At 49.2% G+C, this 20,612-nt stretch carries 20 protein-coding genes; 15 read left to right on the top strand and 5 right to left on the bottom strand.

What is annotated here, in order from left to right; translation table 11 throughout:
• Window positions 1-61: 61 nt before the first annotated feature.
• The 8 genes from LSE01S_RS09325 to LSE01S_RS09360 all read left to right on the top strand — a co-directional run bounded on the left by LSE01S_RS09325 (window position 62) and on the right by LSE01S_RS09360 (window position 7,391).
• A complete protein-coding gene (locus LSE01S_RS09325; RefSeq protein WP_062473525.1) occupies window positions 62-994 on the top strand; it encodes an alpha/beta hydrolase in 933 nt (310 codons plus the stop codon).
• Window positions 995-1,094: 100 nt separating this feature from the next.
• On the top strand, window positions 1,095-2,006 hold the full coding sequence (locus LSE01S_RS09330; RefSeq protein WP_420843301.1) for a metal ABC transporter solute-binding protein, Zn/Mn family: 912 nt from the start codon (window positions 1,095-1,097) through the stop codon (window positions 2,004-2,006).
• Entirely contained in the window at window positions 2,003-2,701 is a 699-nt protein-coding gene (locus LSE01S_RS09335) for a metal ABC transporter ATP-binding protein (RefSeq protein ID WP_061777366.1), read from the top strand. The genes LSE01S_RS09330 and LSE01S_RS09335 overlap by 4 nt, the downstream gene beginning before the upstream one ends.
• Entirely contained in the window at window positions 2,694-3,491 is a 798-nt protein-coding gene (locus LSE01S_RS09340) for a metal ABC transporter permease (RefSeq protein WP_061777367.1), read from the top strand. Before LSE01S_RS09335 ends, LSE01S_RS09340 begins: the two co-directional genes overlap by 8 nt.
• A 183-nt stretch (window positions 3,492-3,674) precedes the next feature.
• Window positions 3,675-4,505, top strand: coding sequence for a pur operon repressor (gene purR / locus LSE01S_RS09345; protein ID WP_082622390.1), 831 nt, complete (start codon window positions 3,675-3,677; stop codon window positions 4,503-4,505).
• A 19-nt stretch (window positions 4,506-4,524) separates the two neighbouring features.
• Window positions 4,525-5,904, top strand: a complete 1,380-nt coding sequence (gene glmU / locus LSE01S_RS09350; RefSeq protein ID WP_061777368.1) for a bifunctional UDP-N-acetylglucosamine diphosphorylase/glucosamine-1-phosphate N-acetyltransferase GlmU — start codon at window positions 4,525-4,527, stop codon at window positions 5,902-5,904.
• 83 nt (window positions 5,905-5,987) lie between these two features.
• Window positions 5,988-6,968, top strand: a complete 981-nt coding sequence (locus LSE01S_RS09355) for a ribose-phosphate diphosphokinase (protein ID WP_061777369.1) — start codon at window positions 5,988-5,990, stop codon at window positions 6,966-6,968.
• Window positions 6,969-7,034: 66 nt separating this feature from the next.
• Window positions 7,035-7,391 carry a DUF3899 domain-containing protein gene (locus LSE01S_RS09360; protein ID WP_061777370.1) on the top strand — a complete coding sequence of 119 codons (357 nt, stop codon included), beginning with the start codon at window positions 7,035-7,037 and terminating at the stop codon, window positions 7,389-7,391.
• A gap of 462 nt (window positions 7,392-7,853) precedes the next feature.
• On the opposite strand, the gene yidA (LSE01S_RS09365) is transcribed toward LSE01S_RS09360, so the two are convergent.
• The 4 genes from yidA (LSE01S_RS09365) to LSE01S_RS09380 are packed head-to-tail and all read right to left on the bottom strand — an operon-like array spanning window position 7,854 to window position 11,719.
• Entirely contained in the window at window positions 7,854-8,663 is an 810-nt protein-coding gene (gene yidA / locus LSE01S_RS09365) for a sugar-phosphatase (protein ID WP_061777371.1), read from the bottom strand.
• 15 nt (window positions 8,664-8,678) lie between these two features.
• The gene (gene yidA / locus LSE01S_RS09370; protein WP_061777372.1) at window positions 8,679-9,500 is read right to left on the bottom strand and encodes a sugar-phosphatase; all 822 of its coding nucleotides are present in this window, start codon (window positions 9,498-9,500) and stop codon (window positions 8,679-8,681) included.
• Complete coding sequence (locus LSE01S_RS09375) at window positions 9,501-10,868, bottom strand: HD domain-containing protein (RefSeq protein WP_061777373.1); 1,368 nt, start codon at window positions 10,866-10,868, stop codon at window positions 9,501-9,503. It abuts the gene before it with no gap.
• A 26-nt stretch (window positions 10,869-10,894) separates the two neighbouring features.
• On the bottom strand, window positions 10,895-11,719 hold the full coding sequence (locus tag LSE01S_RS09380) for a lipoate--protein ligase family protein (protein WP_235808333.1): 825 nt from the start codon (window positions 11,717-11,719) through the stop codon (window positions 10,895-10,897).
• A 197-nt stretch (window positions 11,720-11,916) separates the two neighbouring features.
• On the opposite strand from LSE01S_RS09380, the gene LSE01S_RS09385 reads away from it, so the two are divergent.
• The 3 genes from LSE01S_RS09385 (at window position 11,917) to pyrG (ending at window position 14,854) form a co-directional block, all read left to right on the top strand.
• Window positions 11,917-12,357, top strand: coding sequence for a YwiB family protein (locus LSE01S_RS09385; RefSeq protein ID WP_061777374.1), 441 nt, complete (start codon window positions 11,917-11,919; stop codon window positions 12,355-12,357).
• Between the two features lie 45 nt (window positions 12,358-12,402).
• Window positions 12,403-13,068, top strand: coding sequence for a DNA-directed RNA polymerase subunit delta (gene rpoE, locus LSE01S_RS09390; protein WP_061777375.1), 666 nt, complete (start codon window positions 12,403-12,405; stop codon window positions 13,066-13,068).
• Between the two features lie 178 nt (window positions 13,069-13,246).
• Window positions 13,247-14,854: a CTP synthase gene (gene pyrG, locus LSE01S_RS09395; RefSeq protein WP_061777376.1), complete on the top strand. Its 1,608-nt coding sequence runs from the start codon at window positions 13,247-13,249 to the stop codon at window positions 14,852-14,854.
• Window positions 14,855-14,910: 56 nt separating this feature from the next.
• On the opposite strand, the gene LSE01S_RS09400 is transcribed toward pyrG, so the two are convergent.
• The gene (locus LSE01S_RS09400; protein WP_061777377.1) at window positions 14,911-17,247 is read right to left on the bottom strand and encodes an ABC transporter ATP-binding protein/permease; all 2,337 of its coding nucleotides are present in this window, start codon (window positions 17,245-17,247) and stop codon (window positions 14,911-14,913) included.
• A 190-nt stretch (window positions 17,248-17,437) separates the two neighbouring features.
• Between LSE01S_RS09400 and LSE01S_RS09405 the strand changes: the two genes are divergently transcribed.
• The 4 genes from LSE01S_RS09405 to LSE01S_RS09420 all read left to right on the top strand — a co-directional run bounded on the left by LSE01S_RS09405 (window position 17,438) and on the right by LSE01S_RS09420 (window position 20,596).
• Window positions 17,438-17,974, top strand: a complete 537-nt coding sequence (locus LSE01S_RS09405) for a TetR/AcrR family transcriptional regulator (RefSeq protein ID WP_061777378.1) — start codon at window positions 17,438-17,440, stop codon at window positions 17,972-17,974.
• A gap of 126 nt (window positions 17,975-18,100) precedes the next feature.
• On the top strand, window positions 18,101-19,387 hold the full coding sequence (murA, locus tag LSE01S_RS09410; protein WP_061777379.1) for a UDP-N-acetylglucosamine 1-carboxyvinyltransferase: 1,287 nt from the start codon (window positions 18,101-18,103) through the stop codon (window positions 19,385-19,387).
• Between the two features lie 100 nt (window positions 19,388-19,487).
• Entirely contained in the window at window positions 19,488-19,739 is a 252-nt protein-coding gene (locus tag LSE01S_RS09415; RefSeq protein WP_061777380.1) for a type B 50S ribosomal protein L31, read from the top strand.
• A 149-nt stretch (window positions 19,740-19,888) separates the two neighbouring features.
• A complete protein-coding gene (locus LSE01S_RS09420; RefSeq protein ID WP_061777381.1) occupies window positions 19,889-20,596 on the top strand; it encodes a class A sortase in 708 nt (235 codons plus the stop codon).
• Window positions 20,597-20,612: the final 16 nt, after the last annotated feature.

A 20,612-nucleotide genomic window follows, 5' to 3' on the forward strand; every position in this document is an offset into this window, starting at 1 on the left:
AAACGCTTACCTTTTTTGGGTACAGTGGGGGTGTAGGAAAAAACGAAAAGGGGTCGTAAAGATGAAAACTTGGCAAAAGGTCGTTGGTGGCGCCGCAGCCCTCTCCGCTGTCGGAGTTGTCAGTGTCCTAGGAGCGGCGGCAGGTCTATACGTGGCTGCCACGAAGTCGTATGCACGGAGTCGGGAACAATCTAAGCAACGGGCAATTGGTGAAAATTCGGCTTCCGATAATGCTTGGTATCTGCGACACCAGCCGGTGGAATGGACCCAAACCAGTCGGGATGGTCTACTCTTACGGGCTAGTTGGCTAGCGGCCGAAGAAGAGACAACCAAAGTGGTTATTCTGGCCCATGGTTTAGGTCACGCCCGGGAACAAATGATTCCTTGGGCCCGGGTCTTTCACAATTGGGGTTATGACGTGTTAATGCCCGACGCCCGGGCTCACGGCGATAGTGCCGGTAGCACCATTGGGTATGGCTGGACGGATCGGTTGGATTATTTAGGCTGGATCGATCAGGTCGTTGCGGCTAAGGGTCACGATTGTCAGATTGTTATGCTGGGGATCTCAATGGGAGCCGCCACCGTGATGGCTACCATGGGGGAGGAGCTTCCGGAGAATGTAAAGGCCGTGATCGCAGATTCCGGTTATGCTTCCGTTCTTGGTGAGGCCCGGTACCGGCTCCACCATGATTTCCACGTGCCCGCCCAACCCGCTTTAACGATTGCCGATCAATACTCCCGGTTAAGTGAATATCGGTTGGCCGATGGGGACATTGCTGGTCAATTACGTAAGTCACACTTGCCAATCCTATTGATTCAAGGGACGAATGACCAAACGGTTCCTATTGATAATTTAGATAAGTTGTATCGCGCCGCCGCTGGCCCTAAGTTTAAGTATCGGGACCCCGTTGCTGCCCATATTGAAACCCGTGCCCAGGATCCAGAACGCTATGATCAGATGGTCGCAGACTTCCTGGCGTCTTACGTCAAATAGTTAGCGACACCCTGTTGACAAGTTTTCAATCTCTGGTAGAATTACTAAATGGTAATCGTTACTGTTTACATAAATTTGGGTAAAGAATGGGATGAACAAAGTGGGCAAGCGAATTCAATGGCGCACCCTGACCTTAATCATGTCCTTGCTCGCCGTCGTCTTAATTTTGACCGGTTGTCAGCAACAAACCCAGCCACACCAATCTGGTAAGCTCCAGGTGGTCGCGACGCTGGGTTTTTATGGTGAGGCAGCGAAAGCAATTTTGGGTGATCAAGGGCAGGTCACAACGGTCATTAACAGTCCAAGTATTGATGCCGAGAGCTACGAGCCAGATATTCAGACGGCAAAAAAGGTCGCCAAAGCCAATGTTGTGATCGAAAATGGTTTGGGTTATGACAGTTGGATGGATAAATTAGTGGCAGCCAACACCGATTCAGGTACCAAGACGGTTTCCATTGGAAAGGTTATGGGGAAGTCGACTGGAGATAATCCCCACCTTTGGACGGACCCTACGGTGATGACTAAAGTCACCCGTCAGTTGGTTAAGAAGTTCAGTCGGATTGATCCCACCCATGCTAGCCAGTATAAGCGGCGTGGGACGGCGTATGAGCGCCAGTTGGCCGTCTTTCCTAAGCTAGCCCGTCAATTAGCTAAAGGCGCTCACGGCCAACGTGTGGCGGTGAGCGAACCGGTCTTCGACTTGGCGCTGACAGCGATGGGCTATCGGGTTAGTGACAGCCACTTTGCTCAGGCAATCGAGGAAGACAGTGATCCGACGCCTGCAGACATTACGCAGCTACAACACCAGATTCGGCATCACCAGATCACATTCTTTGTGGAAAATACCCAGAACTCTAGTAAAAATGTGACGGCGATGGTTAAGCTGGCCAAGCAGTCTGGCATTCCGGTGGTGACCGTCACTGAGACCATGCCGACCCAGGAAAGTTATCGGACGTGGATGCTGAAACAGTATCGCCAGGTTCAACGGATTCAGGAGGGAAATCAATCATGACGACAACACCAATTTTAAAATTAGATAATCTCGGTGTGACCTTTCCGAATCACCCGGTATTCAAGGATCTCAATTTAACCATTAATCATGGGGACTTTCTCAGCATCGTCGGAAAAAACGGGGTAGGAAAGACCACGCTGATGCGAACGATCCTGCATCAATTGCGGCCCACTCACGGGCAGGTCACCTACTTGCCCGACCCCAATCATGTGAAGATTGGCTACGTCCCACAGTTCCGCAATATTGATGCTGATTACCCTTTAACTATCGAGGACTTCGTTGGGTTAAACCTGACAGGTTGGAAATGGCCCTGGTTATCTCGAACGGAACGACAAGCGGTTCGGGAGATTTTAAAGGAAACCGGCTTGGAAGCAATCGCTAAACGGCCGATTGGTCAGGCATCCGGTGGGGAACGACAGAAGGCATACTTGGCACAAGCGTTGGTTGAGGCTCCCAACTTGTTGATTTTGGATGAATCGACAGCAAGTCTGGACCCCGTCACCAAGACGGACCTGCTTGACCTGGTGCAAGAGTTGAATCAGTGCCTTGATTTGACGGTGCTCTTTGTCACGCATGATATCCCTATGGCCCGAAAGTACAGCACGGAATATTTGATGTTAACGCCACGTGGGGCGGAGCAGGGACCGATTGCTGGCCTGACACAGAACAAGGTTTGGGAGGGCGAAAATGTTTAGTTATGAATTTATGCGCAACGCTTTCGCGGCCGGGACCATCATCGCCATTATCTGTGGCATCATGGGGGTCTTCGTGATCGCTCGAAACATGTCGTTTCTGACGCATACGCTTTCCGAAATTGGCTTTTCTGGGGCGGCCTTCGGCATCTTTGCTGGATGGGCTCCCTTAAACGGAATGTTGCTGTTCACGGTCGTGAGTTCCGTCATCGTTGGTCAGCTGAGTGCTCGCAGTGAGCGGCGTGAAGCTGCCACGAGTGCCATCTCCGCGTTGTTTATTGGGTTAGGGATTTTATTTCTATCACTAGCCAATAAGAATGCCAGTTACGCTACCAGTATCTTGTTTGGGAGTGTCATTGGGATTAGTGCAGCCGACGTGCGACAGATGTTATGGCTGTCCCTACTCGTTTTAATCGTGATCTTTGTGATCTATCGGTTCTTGAAATTTGATTCGTTCGACCATACCGGGGCACGGGTCAAGGGGCTGTGGACAAACAGCCTGTCGATTACCTTTTTGGTCTTGCTGGCATTGAGTGTGAGTGTGGCGGCCCAAATTGTGGGGTCACTGTTGATCTTCATTCTTCTGACGCTACCGGCGGCAACGGCGAAATACTTTGCCCACACGGTAAGCGGTATGATGATCCTGGCGGTTGCCCTGGCGCTGATTGGCGTTTGGCTGGGGTTGGTATTGAGTTATGTGACGAATTATCCGGTATCGTTCTTTATCGCCGCTATCGAAGCGGTATGTTACTTTGCCGCCCTGGGCTGGCAAAAATTACAAACGGCCGAGTAGACTTATTTGAAAAAATTGGAAATTACCAGGCGCTGACGGTGGTCGGCGTCTTTTCTTTCGCTTTCATTTCTTAAATTTCCGCCATTTTTGCTTTTTCTCACGAAAATATAACGATAAACCCGAACATTTATGCTAAAATTGACCTTACAATTAACTCTAAAGAAAACGTTTGAGGTGAAGATGTTGAAAGTCAGAAGAAGTGACCGATTGGTTGACATGACCCGCTATTTATTGGAAAGACCGCACCAATTAGTTTCATTGACCTTTTTTGCAACTCGTTATGAGTCCGCCAAGTCCTCAATCAGTGAAGATTTAACCATCTTAAAGCGAACCTTCCAGGCTCGTGGAACGGGCCTCTTAGAGACCGTTCCCGGAGCGGCTGGTGGTGCCCGCTTTATCCCGTATATCTTACGGGAAGACGCACAACACTTTGTTGACGAGATGATTACGGAATTATCCGATGCTGACCGATATCTGCCAGGTGGTTACGTCTACATGTCCGATATCTTGGGCCGGCCATCGGCTTTACGGCAAATTGGTCGGATTCTGGCAACTCAGTATCTTAATCAATCCGTTGATGTTGTGGTTACGGTTGCAACCAAGGGGATTCCCTTGGCTCAAAGTGTGGCTAGCTATCTAAATGTTCCCTTTGTCATCGTGCGTCACGATTCACAGATCACTGAAGGTTCTACGGTGAGTGTGAATTACGTGTCCGGTTCGAGCAAACGAATCGAACGAATGGCTTTATCGAAACGAAGCGTTAAGCCGGGCTCCAAGGTCCTGATTGTGGATGACTACATGAAGGGTGGCGGGACCGTCGGTGGCCTCCGTTCCTTAGTGGATGAATTTGATTCCCAATTGGCTGGTGTGGCGGTCTTTGCTGAAGGTGACTTTGAAGGCCAACGGACTGTTAGCAAGTACACCTCGCTCTTGAAGATTCATACCCAAGACGAGAAAATTCGTGTGACACCAGGGAACTACCTGACGCAGATTTTTAATACTGACAATAACTAAAAACTAGGAGATTTTTCGAATGAGTACGAGAAATACCATTATCTTGGCTGCTGGTAAGGGCACCCGGATGAAGTCGAAGCTATACAAAGTCTTACACCAAGTTTGTGGTAAGGCGATGGTTGACCATGTGTTGACCCAGGTTGAACAGACCAAGATGGACCAGATTGTGACGGTGGTTGGTTACGGCGCCGAAGATGTTAAAGCCACCCTGGGTGACCGCACGCAGTACGCTTTGCAAGCTGAACAATTGGGAACCGGTCACGCCGTGTTGCAAACAGAACCCATGTTGAAGGATGAAGAGGGCACGACCCTAATCGTCAGTGGGGATACCCCGCTCTTCCGTGCGGAAACCTTTGATGATCTGTTTGCCTATCATGAAGCTAAGCATGCGGCTGCGACGATTTTAACCTCCGTTGCGCCGGACCCAACTGGATATGGCCGGATTGTTCGGAATAATATCGGCATTGTTGAAAAGATTGTGGAACAAAAGGATGCCAGCTCTGAAGAACAAGAAATTCATGAAATTAACACGGGCGTCTATGTCTTTGACAACCGGAAGTTATTTGCTGCCCTTCATGAAACCTCCAATGACAACGCTCAGGGTGAGTACTATCTGACCGATGTGATTGAAATCTTGAAGCGCAAGGGAGACATCGTCGCTGCTTATCAAATGGATGACTTCAATGAATCCATGGGTGTTAATGACCGGGTCGCCTTGTCTGCCGCCACGAAGATTATGCGGCAACGGATTAATGAAGCCCATATGCGTGATGGGGTGACGTTAATTGACCCCGAGACAACTTATATTGATGCTGGCGTTAAGATTGGTGCCGACACGATCATTGAACCTGGGGTTTTATTGAAGGGTAACACCGTCATCGGTGAGGATTGTTATATCGGCGCGCATTCTGAATTACGGAATACGACGTTGGCCGACCACGTCACGGTCACGTCCTCATTGTTGGAAGATTCTGACATGGCTAATGGGAGTAACATTGGTCCAGACAGTCATTTGCGGCCAGAATCGCATATCGGAGCCGGCGTCCACTTGGGTAATTTTGTGGAAGTTAAGAAGGCTACGATTGGTGAAGGCACCAAGGTGGGTCATTTGACTTACGTTGGCAATGCCAAGCTCGGTAGGAACATCAATGTTGGTTGTGGGGTCGTCTTTGTTAATTATGATGGCAAGCACAAACATGAGACGGTGGTTGGCGACGATGCCTTCATCGGCTCAAACTCAAATCTGGTGGCGCCGTTGGACGTTGCCGATCACAGCTTCATCGCTGCCGGTTCGACAATTACGGATCAGGTTAACCAGTATGATATGGCCATTGCTCGGCAACGGCAAACGAATAAGCCTAATTATTATCAAAAACTACCATATCGGGGCGAAGACTAGGCTGTAGGTCTTGTGTTTCACGACGCGATAGCATAAAATTGTTATAGTAAATTCTGGCAGCTTAGTTGCTATTGGAGGAAATTATGGCTACGCAATATTTTGACCCTAAATTGAAGATCTTTGCGTTGAACTCTAACAAACCGTTGGCTCAAAAGATTGCTGACGAAGTTGGCGTTGAACTGGGTAAAACTTCGGTGGACCGTTTTAGTGACGGTGAAATTCGGATTAACATTGAACAAAGCATTCGGGGTTGTCACGTCTATGTGATTCAATCAACCTCGGCGCCAGTAAACGACAACTTGATGGAACTGTTGATCATGATCGATGCGTTGCGGCGGGCAAGTGCTGCGACAATCAACGTGGTCATTCCTTACTACGGTTATGCTCGGCAAGACCGTAAGGCCCGTTCACGGGAACCAATTACGGCTAAGCTGGTAGCGAACATGCTCCAGACGGCCGGCGTTACTCGGGTCTTGGCACTGGACCTCCATGCTGCCCAGATTCAAGGGTTCTTCGATGTTCCGGTTGATCATTTGATGGGTGCACCACTGTTGGCGGACTACTTCTTACGGAATGGTTTGGCCAAAGATGCTGTCGTCGTTTCACCCGACCATGGTGGGGTGACGCGTGCGCGGGCATTGGCGGAATTCCTAAAGGCACCAATTGCCATCATCGACAAGCGGCGGCCCAAGGCGAACGTGGCCAAGGTCATGAACATCATCGGTGATGTTAAGGGTAAACGGTGCATCATGATTGATGACATGATTGATACAGCGGGGACGATCACCTTGGGTTCAAAGGCACTGATGGATGCGGGGGCTACGGAAGTTTACGCTAGCTGTACTCATCCGGTCTTGTCGGGTCCCGCTATTGACCGGATTCAAGCATCCCCGATTAAGAAATTAGTCATTACCGACTCCATCCAGTTAACGCCGGAAAAACAAATTGACAAGATTGAACAGATTTCTGTCGGTCCGCTGATTGGCCAAGCCATCAAGCGAATTAATGAAAATCGTCCAGTGAGTCCTTTGTTTAAGAATCGTTTTCGGAGTCAAGAACAGTAAACGTTTAAAGGCTTAAGCGACGCAGGGCGTTGGCTTGGGCTTTTTTGTTAAGTGAGGAGCGGTTGAATGAATAAGTGGCAGCGTTGGGCAACAGGGACGGTTGCGGGTGGCTTGTTGGTCGCCTTGGTCATGAAGATCTTAAACCAGCCAATCATGGTTATCGGTAATCTTTTGTTCATGGTCGGGTTGGCCTTATTGGTATTTGGTGCGGTCTGCATCTTGCTGAAAGGCCACCTCTTCACGGGTTGGCGACATCGTCGGCGTAAAGGTGAGGATCCAGCGCCACTCCCAGGTGAAAAGGTGGGGGTTCGCCATGTCGCTAGTGTGAAGAATGCCCCGATCACGGTAAATGCCCCGGCCCGTTATGGCCTGGTTTCCGGTGCCTGTTATATGGTCTTGGGCATCATCTTTACCATCTTGTAGAACTAAAGGTTGAGAGTTTCAAATCAGTCACCATCCTTGTTTCAGCAACATGGGGACTAAGGCTAGGCAACCTGGTGGGTCCTTGGCCTTAATGGCCGGCAGATATGGGCCGGAACGGGTCGAATTCTTGCCAATCCTGGAACGAGACAGGTATTCCAGCTTTCAACCTTTAGTTACCAAAGTTAAATGAGGTTTAAGCGTCGTCGATCAACGGTGATCGGCGAATTTTTTGTCTATATTTTACGGGCAAATGAACGACGAGGCCGGTCATGTGATGGTAAGTTCTTCTCAAGTAAGACGGGTCAGAAACGATCAAAACTATCGAGCGTAGTATGGAAACAACAAAAAGGTCCGCCGATAAATATCGGTGGACCAACTTGATTTAATCTGAATTAATGCGCCACGAGTTGCCTGACGGTCATCCCCGGCCGCTGAAGTGCGGCTTAGGGCTAACATTGACCGTTAGCTTAACGCATACTTCTTAATAGCAGCAGCGACGCCGTCTTCATTGTTCGTTAAGGTAACGGTGTTCGCGGCCGCCTTAACTTCTGGAATGGCATTACCCATGGCAACGCCGAGGCCAGCGTATTGAATCATGGTCAGGTCATTGCCTTGGTCACCTAGTGTCATGACCTCATCGGACTTGAACCCAAGATCGGCAACCAGTTCGCTAAGGGCATTACCCTTGCTAGCGTTCTTGTTCATGATTTCGATGAAGAAGGGTTCACTTTGAATGACGTAGAATCGGTCATGGAATTCGGCTGGAATTAGTGGCTTGATTCGGCTGATAATCTTTGGCTCATCAACAAACATGGCCTTGGAAATCGTCAGGTCGCGGCTGGTTTCAGCGGCGTTCCGGTAACGAATTAACATCCGAACCATGTAACTTTCGGCAATGGTGTAAGCACTGATGTTTTTATTCGGCGTATAGATATGATCGGGAGTTTCGATCTGGAAGTGGACTTGCAGCTTCCGTGATAGGGCTTCTAGGTCAATGAAATCATCGTACGACAGGGAGTGGTTGGTCATCACTTTTCCGCTGATCGTTTGGGCGACGGACCCGTTAAAGGTAATCGCGTATTCGTCATCGCCGTCGATGCCCAGCTTGTCGAGGTAAGGCTTGACGCCGGAGAGTGGTCGACCACTGCAAAGAACCACTTTGATACCGCGATCGCGGGCGGCCTGAATGGTGTCAATGGTGGTTTGAGTAACTTGCTTTTGGTCGTTAACTAAGGTGCCATCAATATCGATTGCGATTACTTTAATCGTCATGTAGAAGAGTCTCCTTTATTCTTTTGAGTAGTTAAGTGCATATTGCTTAATTGCGGCCGCTACCCCGTTTTCGGTGTTCGACAGGGTAATATGGTTGGCAGCAGCTTTGACCGGCTCGCTGGCATTACCCATGGCAATGCCGAATCCGGCATACCGAATCATCGGCAGGTCGTTACCCTGGTCACCGATCGCCATGATCTCGTCGGCACGGATCCGCAGACGGGTTGCCAACTCGTGGAGCGTCTTGCCCTTGCTGGCATGTTGATTCATGACTTCGATAAATTTGGGCGACGTGCGGACGACGTAGAAACGGTCGTGAAATTCCTGGGGAATGGCGGTCATGACGCGGTCGATCACCGATTCTTCATCAATGAACATGGCGGTTGGCATCGTTAAATCCGTGGGCATTTCATCCAGGGTGCGGACGCCAATAGGCAGATGAACCAGGTGGCTTTCAACCACTGTTTCCCAGCTTAGATCGGGATTCGCGGTATAGAGTCGCTGGGGCGTTTCCACTTGAAAGTGGACCGCTTGTTTGCGGGCCCAGGCTTCGAGGTCGATGTAATCGGTATAGGAGAGGGCGTGTTGTACCAGGACCTTACCGGTGATGGTTTGTGCCATCGAGCCGTTGAACGTGATTGCATATTGGTCATCGCCACTAATTCCGAGTTCTTTTAGAAAAGGGGTCACCCCCGTCAGCGGCCGCCCGGAACACAGCACAACTTTGATGTCGGCGGTCAAGGCCGCCTGAATAGTCGCCCTGGTTTCCGGGGTGATACGATGGTCATTATTCAATAGGGTACCGTCGATATCAATTGCAATGAGTTTGATGGTCACTTAATCACGTCCCTGTGGTTGAATCAGTTGGTCATTTTGTAGATAGTTTATGAAGTCATTATAAATGGGTTGGAAAAGTTCTGGGGCATCGTCACCGGGGTTCAACATTTCCTTTGGGAAGAAGAAACGCTGGTCACCCGTAAATTTGCCACGGATGGCGTTAACGAGATCGGAAACGGTCGATAATTCCCGCAAGGTCCCATCGGGTTCTTGTAACTCGATCTGTGTGAGTGGGTAAGTCATTTTAGGATCGTACGCGTCATCATAAGGCAGGTCGTAGCTGTCATCGGTAGCGGTGTAGTAATCAGTGTCAAATCCAACCGACCGCACGGCTTCCCGTAAATGGGGCAGCAAGGACTTGGTGGCGTCGTTGTAAACGGCACTCTTAAGAGGCTTGCGGTCCAAGAAACGATGAGCTAGATCGGCCAGGATGTCGTCGGGAGATTGCCGCCAGTGAGTAAAGTAGGTGGTTAAGACCCCATCATCGAGATAGAGGTAGTCTTCTAGGTCGAATTTGTTGTTGAAGAATGGTAATAGGAGATGGGGGATGAAGCTTTCGTTACTTTGTCCAGATTGGTAGAGCACGTTGGCCCGGCCAAGGAGATGGTCCAAGATGACCTCCATCGAACGAGATACCGGGTGAAAATAAACCTGTTGATACATTTGAAAGCGACTCACGATGTAGTCTTCAACCGCGTGCATACCGTTCATGGCAAAGCAGATACCGTCCTTGTAAGGACGCATCACGCGAAGAATTCGGGTGATGTCAAAGGTCCCATATTCGGTTCCGGTGAAGTAGGCGTCGCGGAGTAGGTAGTCCATGCGATCCGCATCGATCTGGCTGGAGATCATCTGGACGACCTGGGGATTAGGATAGGTCTTCTGGATGACGCTGGCCACTTCGCTAGGGAACGTCGGGCTTACCCGACGGAGCACCTGATTGACCTCGGTGGTTGGGGAGGTAATAATCTCGACGGTGATGGCCTCATGGTTGGTATGGAAGATGTGTTCAAAGGTGTGTGAGTATGGGCCGTGGCCGATGTCGTGTAGCAGGGCGGCACACAGTGCGGTCAATCGTTCACGGTCATCCCAACCCCCATCGCCAGGTTCCTGGGTGGGGTAGTTTCGTTGAAAGTTATCACAAATTTGGCGGGTGATCTCGTACACCCCTAAGGAGTGGGTGAAACGAGAGTGTTCTGCGCCATGGAAGATTAGTGAGGCGGTTCCCAATTGCTTGATGCGACGTAGTCGTTGAAATTCCCGGGTATTAATCAGATCGAGAATAATTTGATGTTGTACGTAAATGTAATTATGAACGGGATCCCGAAAGACTTTCTCACGGGGTAACCGTGCTTGGGCATAGGACACACTAACTCCTCCTTGCTAATTCTAATTTAGTTTAGTTTAGGTTGTCGGCGACGCATCTGATCTGTGGCCCGGTCAAGCCGTATTTGAAAGGCTGGGGTGCCAAGCATGGCCGTGATTTTTCCGCGACCGACGCGGGTTCCCGCCTGTGTAAAGGCCGTGGTGAATCGGTCCTGGGCAGCTGTGAGGGTCAGATCTTGGTTCAGCAGAGCGGCGGTTGTGGTCATGGTCCCGGGATCAACATCCGGGAAATCCCACTGATTAGGCTCATTAGCCAAACCGGCTTGATAGAAGTCGCGAACGATGATTCCCCGCTGCTGTTGGTTGCCTCGCACGCTTAGGTAGAGCATGGTCACCAAGGCATTGGTGCTGCGTCTCTGGGCAATGCCAGCGATTTTACGGCCATCGACGCTAAGGTCATAGTCACCCGGACAATAGGAGCGGGTGATTTCATAGTGGTCGATGCTGAGCTCGGGCCAGGCCAGCGTAACCAGCGTGGTCATTTGCTCATAGGCCGTGCTGACACTGATGGGCTGGGTTAACGGGACGAAGAGTGAGACGTTGAGGACCCCGTTATCGGCCACGACCGCTAACCCACCAGAATTGCGAAGGACGACATCATAGCCGTGCGCCTGAACCGCGCGAATGGCAGCGGCGAGGTGTGGGAGATGCTTATCCTTTAATCCCATGATCACGGTCGGCGTCATGGTCCAGAAGTGCAGAAGGGGTTGCCCTAGTTCCGCGACCGAGTCCAATAAGGCATTGGTATAGCCAAATGCCTGATTGACTTGGTTCGCCGGGATGGGCGTGGTGAGCGTCTGAATGTCAGGTGCAATCTGTTTTAGTTGGTCCAATAACCGTCATCACCCTTCACAATTGGTCTTCACCCCACCATTATACTAGAAAAGCCGGATGGCGTCATGGTCTGGACCATGCTTAGCCAAAACTGAAGATTGACTCAATAGGCGTTGGTGAGTACAGGTAAATGGTAGGCTTTCGGTTGTAAATGAACTATAATTAAAACAGACATTTTTGGAAAGGAAGGGTGCAAATGGATCAGCTATCTACGGGGGTGCCTGTTGCGATTCACTTGGAAACACATATCAAACAGCATGAGGATGTTTCCGACTACCGTTTGGATGTGGATGGACAATTGGTCCAGATGGGGACCAATTTGTACCTCCGTTACCTTGAACCCAACGAGGAGACGGGTGATAAGACGCCGGTAACTATGAAGTTTACGCCGGAAGGTGAGGTTCATCTGACGCGAGCGGCAGAAGCTGAATTGCGGTTACATTTCGTTAGTGGTAAACGAGTCACGGCCCGTTACAACACACCATACGGGATGATGCCGATTGAAACCGTGACGCCACTCCTCGAAACTAAATTTGAGGAACGGCCATTCCGTGGGAACGTAAAGATCGATTACCTCCTGTATGCTGGGGAAGAATTGGTTGGAAACTATAAGATTAGATTGCAATTTACGGCATAAGCGAGTATCATATTTTAGTAGACTGCGGAAAGGACGTGCACCAGTTTGGAATTAAAAGTCTTTGAGGGCCAGAACAAAAAGGAATTATCAATGATTGAAGTCGCTCACGCCATTTTGTCACAGCATGGCGATGTGATGGGGTTTGCCGATCTGGCAAATGCTGTCCAAACCTATTTAGGCGATAGCGACGAAGAAATTCGTGAACGGCTGTCCCAATTTTATACGGATTTAAACGTCGATGGTAGTTTCATTTCTCTGGGTGATAACCTTTGGGGACTGCGAACTTGGTATCCGTTCGAATCCATCGACGAGGCAACGGTTCATACCGAAGAGGATGAGGACCAACCTAAGCGCAAGAAGCGTAAGAAGGTTAATGCTTTTCTCGCCGACACGACCGATGACGACGATGTGATCGATTATGACGACGATGATCCAGAAGATGACGATAATAGCACGTACGCCGACGACGATGATGATGATGACGACACGACTGGTTCTAACGGTCCCGATTTGGGTAAGTTACAGACGGGTCTCGGCATTGACGACGATGACGAAGAAGACGATACGGAAGATATTCCGGACGGAATCGAAGACCAGCTGTCACAGATGGATGCTCCCGATGACGACGAGGATGACAGTCTCGACTTCTCCGCTGACGACGATGACAGTGACGATGATGACGACGATGAAGAGGATAGCGAAGAAAAATAATTTCTGCGTTTACTTGACCTCTTACCCAAAAGCAGGTATCATGATTTTTGGGCTCCTTGCTACTTTGTAGTTAAGGACAACTGAACGGTGAGCTCCCTATTCCAACGAATAGGGAGCTTTTTTTATAGTTTTACGGACGCACCGGATCACCCTAAATAATCTTACGAGGAGTTTGCACATGACCAAATATATTTTTGTGACTGGCGGCGTGGTTTCATCTTTAGGTAAAGGAATTGTGGCTGCTTCACTGGGCCGGCTATTGAAGAACCGGGGGTTAAACGTCACGATTCAGAAATTCGATCCATACATCAACGTGGATCCCGGCACCATGAACCCGTACCAACACGGGGAAGTCTTCGTTACGGACGATGGTACCGAAACAGATTTGGACTTAGGTCATTACGAACGGTTCATCGATAACAATCTGAACAAGTACTCGAATGTCACGACTGGTAAGATTTATTCGGAAGTCTTGGAAAAGGAACGCCGTGGCGATTACCTGGGAGCCACGGTACAAGTGATTCCTCATATCACGGGGATGATCAAGGAAAAAATCATGCGGGCCGGTAAGACCTTAGGCGCCGACTTCGTGATCACCGAAATTGGTGGGACGGTTGGAGATATTGAATCACAACCATTCTTGGAAGCCATTCGGCAAATGAAGTCCGAAGTTGGTGACGAGAACGTGGTCTACATTCACACCACACTGGTGCCAACCCTGCATGCGGCCCACGAGATGAAGACGAAGCCTACCCAACATTCCGTCCGCGAACTCCGGAGTATTGGGATTCAACCAAACATTTTGGTGGTGCGGACCGAAAATCACATTACGGACGAGATGCGACAAAAGATTGCGTTGTTCTGTGACGTTAAGCCATCTGCCGTCATTGAATCCATGGACGTGCCAACCATTTACTCCATTCCACTGCGGTTGCAGGAACAAGGCTTAGATCAAATTGTTCTGGACCATTTCAAGGTCGATGCCCCACAATCCGACATGGCAGACTGGTCCAAGATGGTTGACCACATGCAAAACTTGAGCCGGACAATTAAGATTGCCTTGGTTGGAAAATACGTTGGCTTACACGATGCTTATATTTCCGTTGCTGAAGCCTTGCAACACGCGGGTTACCCGGTTGACGCCAACATTGATCTCCACATGATTGACGCCGAAACAATTACCGATGACAATGTGGCCGATATTCTGAAGGGGATGGACGGGGTCGTTGTTCCTGGTGGTTTCGGTGACCGTGGGATTGAAGGCATGATTACGGCGATTAAGTACGTCCGGGAACAAGATATTCCATACCTGGGGATTTGCCTGGGAATGCAAGTGGCCAGTATTGAATTTGCTCGGGATGTCCTGGGGTATAAGGATGCTAACTCAACGGAAATGAACGCGGATACCAGTCATAAGATTATTGATCTGATGGCCGATCAAGCCGACGTCCATGAGATGGGTGGGACGCAACGGTTAGGCCTGTACCCTTGCAAGTTGAAGGCGGGTAGTGTTGCCGCTGCTGCTTACAACAATCAGAGTCAGATTGAAGAACGGCATCGGCACCGTTACGAATTCAATAACGAATACCGAGATGAGATGACTGCCAAGGGACTGGTCTTTTCTGGGACCTCACCTGACGACCACTTGGTAGAAGTGATTGAATTGCCAGATAAGAGGTTCTTCGTGGCTTCCCAATATCACCCAGAGTTCTTATCCCGGCCTGACCGTCCGGAAGGTCTGTTCAAGGCCTTTATCGCTGCGGCTAGCCAAGAAGTTAACGACTAATTTTAGATAAGTTAAAGGCGTGTGATCGACTGATCACACGCCTTTTATTTTGGAGATTATTCGGAGCGTAGCGCGGTGGCTGCATCTTTTTTAGCGGCCATTCGGGCGGGAATATGGCCACCGAGAACGGTCAAAATGGTACTAATGATGATCAAGATAACCCCGTGAATGGGATTTAAATGAGCCACGTTACTGAGGTCGGTGATGTTCTTCAAGACGATATTCACAGGGAAAGTGAGGAGCCAGGCAATCACAACTCCCAGGGCACCAGATGCGATCCCGAGAATGAAGGTTTCTGCATCGAACACACGGGTAATGTCCTTCTTTCGGGCGCCGAGGGCCTTTAAAATCCCAATTTCCTTGGTTCGCTCGAGCACAGAGGTGTAGGTAATGATGGCAATCATAATCATACTGGTAACCAACGAAATTCCGGCAAAGGCAATCAAAACGTAGGTGATGGCGCTCATCAGGCCACCGGTCAGACTGGAAACGGTCCCGGCCATATCGGTATAAATGACCTGATCGGCCTTGCGTTTACCATGATTATATTTATCCAGATAACGTAATACCTTATCCTTGTTCTTAAAGGTGTTGGGGTAGATCAGAATGCTGGCAGGGGTGGTTGAACCACCCAGGTAACTGACCAGAGACTTCTTGGTGGTCTGATCGACACTTTGACCCGTCATCACGTTGGCGCTGGCCTTCTGCTGGGCCTTTACAATACGGGAATCCTGATTCTTGCTGATGATATTTTGGGTTAGTTGGTCGCTGTAGGCAATTCCTGAGGCTAAGACGTTTTCGGAGGACTTAGACTTCACTTTGACGATTCCAGCGATTTGCAATTTCGTATTATTATGATTGTTGTAGAGGCCAGTTGTGGCTTTGTTGGGCACGTAGTTTCCGGTTGGCAGGCTTTGATAATAGTCGTTATTATTGACAACCTTGATCGTGGTACCGACAATTTGGTTATAATCGAACTTTTGGTTAGCCTTCACGGAGTAGCCTAAGTTCTTGAGGGCATTGATATTCGTGGAGTTGTCTCGGTCAACAATCAAAATGACCTCGTTGGCACCCTTGGGATAGCCACCAGAGACTAATTTGTAGTGCTTCTTGAGAAAGCTAATGCCGCCATCATTCGCGCTAGGGTATACGGAACCGCCGACACCGGTGGAAGCAGCCATGGCTGACTGCATGGCGCTGGCACTGTTGGAACTACTACTGTTATCGGTATTCGAGAATGAGACCGACTTGACCTTACCGTTAACCTTTCGTAGCAAGTTCATGCCGGTCGAGTAGGTATAGGTGACGTTCTTGCTTAGTTGCGGGTCGAGTTTTTTAACGTAGTTTAAGTAATCTTTGGTAAGCTTATTCGTATGCGTGGCCTTGTCCTGTTCAGATACCTTGGCCATGACCTGGTTGGATTTAGTTGGCTTGACCTTGTCGTTGGCATTGGTGCCGTTGGTGCTAGTCGCGGTTTGGGAAATGGTCACGGGAAACTGAGCCAACGTGTTGGCCTGGGTCTTGTTGATTTGTTTTTGGAAGCCGTTTGATAGGGCCAGAACGATGGCAATCCCAATGATCCCGATACTCGAGGCAAATGCAGTTAAAGCTGTCCGCCCCTTCTTGGTCCGAATGTTGTTAAAGGAAAGCTTCAGGGCGGTCCAGAAGGTCATCCGGGTCTTCTTCAACTTGAATTGGTCGGCATCGGTGTGACCGTCGTAGGGATTGGAGTCGTTTTGAATTTTGCCATCGGCGAATTCGATGATCCGATCGGCATATTCCTTGGCCAATTCGGGGTTATGGGTCACCATGATAACGAGTCGTTCCGCCGCCAGCTCCTTGATCAGCTGCATGATTTGCTCACTGGTCTCGGTATCCAAGGCGCCAGTGGGTTCGTCACACAGGAGAATTTCCGGATCGTTGGCAATGGCCCGGGCGATGGCGACTCGCTGGAGTTGACCACCGGAGAGTTGGTTGGGACGTTTGTTGATGTGTTCGGTCAGTCCCACGCGGTCAAGAGCTTGTAAGGCTTTGTTTTTCTTTTCTTGACTGGAAACGCCGCTTAACGTCATCCCCATTTCGACATTATCGAGAATGCTAAGGTGGCTAATGATGTTGTAGCTTTGAAAAATAAAGCCAACGGAATTATTCCGATAGGCATCCCAGTCAGCGGCCGTAAAATCCTTGGTCGATTTGCCTTCGATGGCCAAATCGCCGGAATCGTAAATGTCGAGGCCACCAATGCCATTGAGCATGGTGGTCTTACCGGATCCACTGGGACCAAGGATTGCGACGAATTCTTGCGAACGGAAGGCCACGGACACATCGTCCAGGGCCTTAGTGACGGAGTCACCCACGTAGTAGTATTTCTTGATGTGTTTTAGTTCCAGCATTTGAAAGAATCCTTCCTTTTTATGATTACGACTATCGCCTATACCATTTTTCTGGTAAACTGGCATTAATGCAACACCGTGTCTTATATCATAAAAAGTTTTACAGGGACTAGCAACCATCAATTTAAATGTAAATGTTGTTAGTGCAACAGATTTATCCTCTCTGTTGAACTTATGGGAGTGAAGCATGATGGCTGGAGTCAAGAATAACCGCCGGGCACAATATACCCAGCAAGTCATTCAAACGACGGTGCTGTCTTTGTTGGAGACGAAACCAATCAATATGATTTCGGTCACGGCGGTCTGTGCACAGGCCGATGTGAACCGAACGACCTTTTATCGTTACTATACCGATATTTACCAGTGTGTTGAAACCATTGAGAAGACCTTTGTCGACTCGTTAGAACCAATCGAGGGGCGAACCCCTACCCAAGCCTTAGAACACCTGTTGAATGCCTTCTACCAGGATGAGAAGCTTAGTCATCTGGTCTTTGTGGAAGGGAAGACGAAATTGTTGGCACGGATGCAGGCCCTCATGTTACAGGCCGGTCCCCAACCACCAATGATTGACGACTATCAAGGAGCCTATATTGGCGCTGGATTACAAAGCATTATGAAGAAATGGGTCAAGGACGGGATGCCCGAGACCCCGAAAACGTTAACAAAAATAATTATTGATACGATTCTGGCGAAGGACTTGGATGACTTACGTCACGTGGTCTTGTAACTAACAAATATTACATTTTGCACAGAATCCCGGGAAACTGTTGTCTTTTTGCCCGGCATTATTTATCATGGTATCTGACTGTATGGAATTATAAATGGAAGATAAATAAGTGAGGAACCCATCACAATGAAGAAAATGATTATTCATGGCGGCCATCGTCTAGCTGGAGAAGTGACGATTGGCGGCGCTAAAAATAGCACAGTAGCCCTAATTCCAGCAGCAATTTTGGCTGACACACCGGTCCGGTTTGACATGGTACCGGACATCTTAGACGTGCATAACTTAATGTTGATCCTCCGCTCGATGAACGTGCATTCCACGTTTGAGGACGGTGTTTTGACGATCGACCCCACGGAAATCGTGGAAGCACCATTACCAAGTAAAGCCATTAAGAGCTTACGGGCTTCATATTATTTCATGGGGTCTCTGTTGGGGCGCTTCCAACGGGCCACATTAAGTTTCCCTGGTGGAGACAACATCGGTCCACGGCCAATCGACCAACACATCAAGGCCTTTCAAGCGTTGGGAGCTTCGGTTGAAGAACATGACAATACGGTGCGCATCACTACCGGTCCCGACGGCCTGCATGGCGCCCGGATTTTCTTAGACATGGTTTCCGTTGGGGCAACGATCAACTCAATCCTGGCAGCGGTTAAGGCTGTGGGAACGACGGTCATTGAAAATGCTGCCAAGGAACCTGAAATTATTGATATTGCAACCTTCCTCAATAACATGGGGGCACATGTTCGGGGGGCCGGCACCGATGTCATCCGGATTGAAGGGGTGGCCACATTACGCGCCATGAACACGCATACCATTATTCCTGACCGTATCGAGGCTGGGACTTATCTGTCGATGGCCGCTGCGGTAGGAGATGGCGTGACCATCAAAAACGTTATTCCAGAGCACTTGGAGGCCTTCACCGCTAAGATGATGGAGATGGGTGTTCCGCTAGAAATCAACGAAGATAGTATTTTTGTTCCGCACGTTGATGACCTGAAACCGATTCAGATTAAGACGATGCCCTTTCCAGGCTTCGCCACCGACCTTCAACAACCCTTAACGCCCCTCCTGTTTAGAGCAGCCGGTAGTAGTGTGGTCATTGATACCATTTACCCCAAGCGGATTAAGCACATCGCCGAATTGCGAAAGATGGGCGCTAACATTCGTTCTGAAGAAGGGACTATCGTGGTTGATCCAAGTATTGATCTTGTGGGCAGCGAGGTTCAGGCCGGAGAAATTCGGGCGGGAGCTTCGTTGGTCATCGCAGCATTGATGGCAGATGGCACAACTGAAATTAATCGTGCAGAGAACATCATGCGGGGATATGACCGAATTGTTAAAAAGCTCACCGACTTAAATGCCGATGTGGAAATCGTTGAAGACAGCCTCGTGGAGAATGGTCAAGATTAGCCATTGCCGCACAGATAGATTCATGGTATAATTCAACGGTTGACGATTAAATCAATCTCTGACCCAGTCAATGGTTCAGGGCAAAGGAGCGAAATACATTATGAAGCAAGGAATTCATCCAGATTACCGCGAAGTTGTGTTCCAAGACTCAAGTACTGGTTACAAGTTCTTGTCTGGTTCAACTGCAACTTCTGACGAAACGGTTGAATGGGAAGATGGCAACACTTACCCATTGATCCGTGTCGAAATTTCTTCAGATTCACACCCATTCTACACTGGTAAGCAAAAGTTTACTCAGGCCGATGGTGCTGTGGACCGTTTCAACAAGAAGTACGGTTTGGCAAACGACTAATTATAAAAATTATGATTCGTCGCCGGTGGCAGTTATCTGTCGCCGGTTTTTGTTTGCGCAAATTTGCGGATAGCTTTGTTTTTCCCGTGTTTTGGGGTAAAATGCGGTATCGTAGAGATCGAATTAATTGGGGATTGGAGTAAACTCAAATGGCAGATAAAAAGACCCCAAAACCACGTCGAATGCGCTGGTTCTGGTCCACAATATTTGTATTATTATTAATAGTCTCGTTAGCTTTGATCTTCAACGAGCAGATTAAAAATTGGCTGATTTCTTCCTACCAACCACAGATTACGCAAAAGTCGGTTAAGAAGAGTGAAAAGAAGCCGGCTTCCTATGACTTCGGCAAGGTGAAGTCGCTCGACTTTTCAACGGTGGCTAATGCTCGCTGGAATACCGCTAATATTCATGTGATTGGTGAGCTTTTGATGCCACAGTCCAAGATTCATTTGCCGATTGCAAAAGGGGTTAGTAATGAAGTGTTAGCGCTGACCGCCGGGACGATGCGGCCTGACCAAAAGATGGGTGAGGGTAACTATCCGTTGGCTGGCCATCATATGACGTCGCAGACGATTTTGTTTAGTCCCCTCTATTGGAAAACCCGGGTGGGCCAGAACATCTACTTGACGAATGCCAAGCAGGTTTACGTTTATAAGGTTAGCGTTCGCAAGTTCATCAAGGCCACCGATGTTCAGGTGGTGGCGCAGACTAAACGTAAGTTAGTGACCCTGATTACCTGTGATGCAACGGGGGCTAACCGGTTGATGATTCGCGGAACCTACGTGAAGCAGATGGCCTATAAGGATGCCCCAACGGCTGTGCAGAAGGGCTTCCACAGTGGTTTCAATAATAAATAAGTTTTAGACCGGCAAT

Origin of the sequence: Levilactobacillus senmaizukei DSM 21775 = NBRC 103853, assembly GCF_001592085.1 — a bacterium.
In the GTDB taxonomy this organism is placed as follows: Bacteria; Bacillota; Bacilli; order Lactobacillales; family Lactobacillaceae; genus Levilactobacillus; species Levilactobacillus senmaizukei.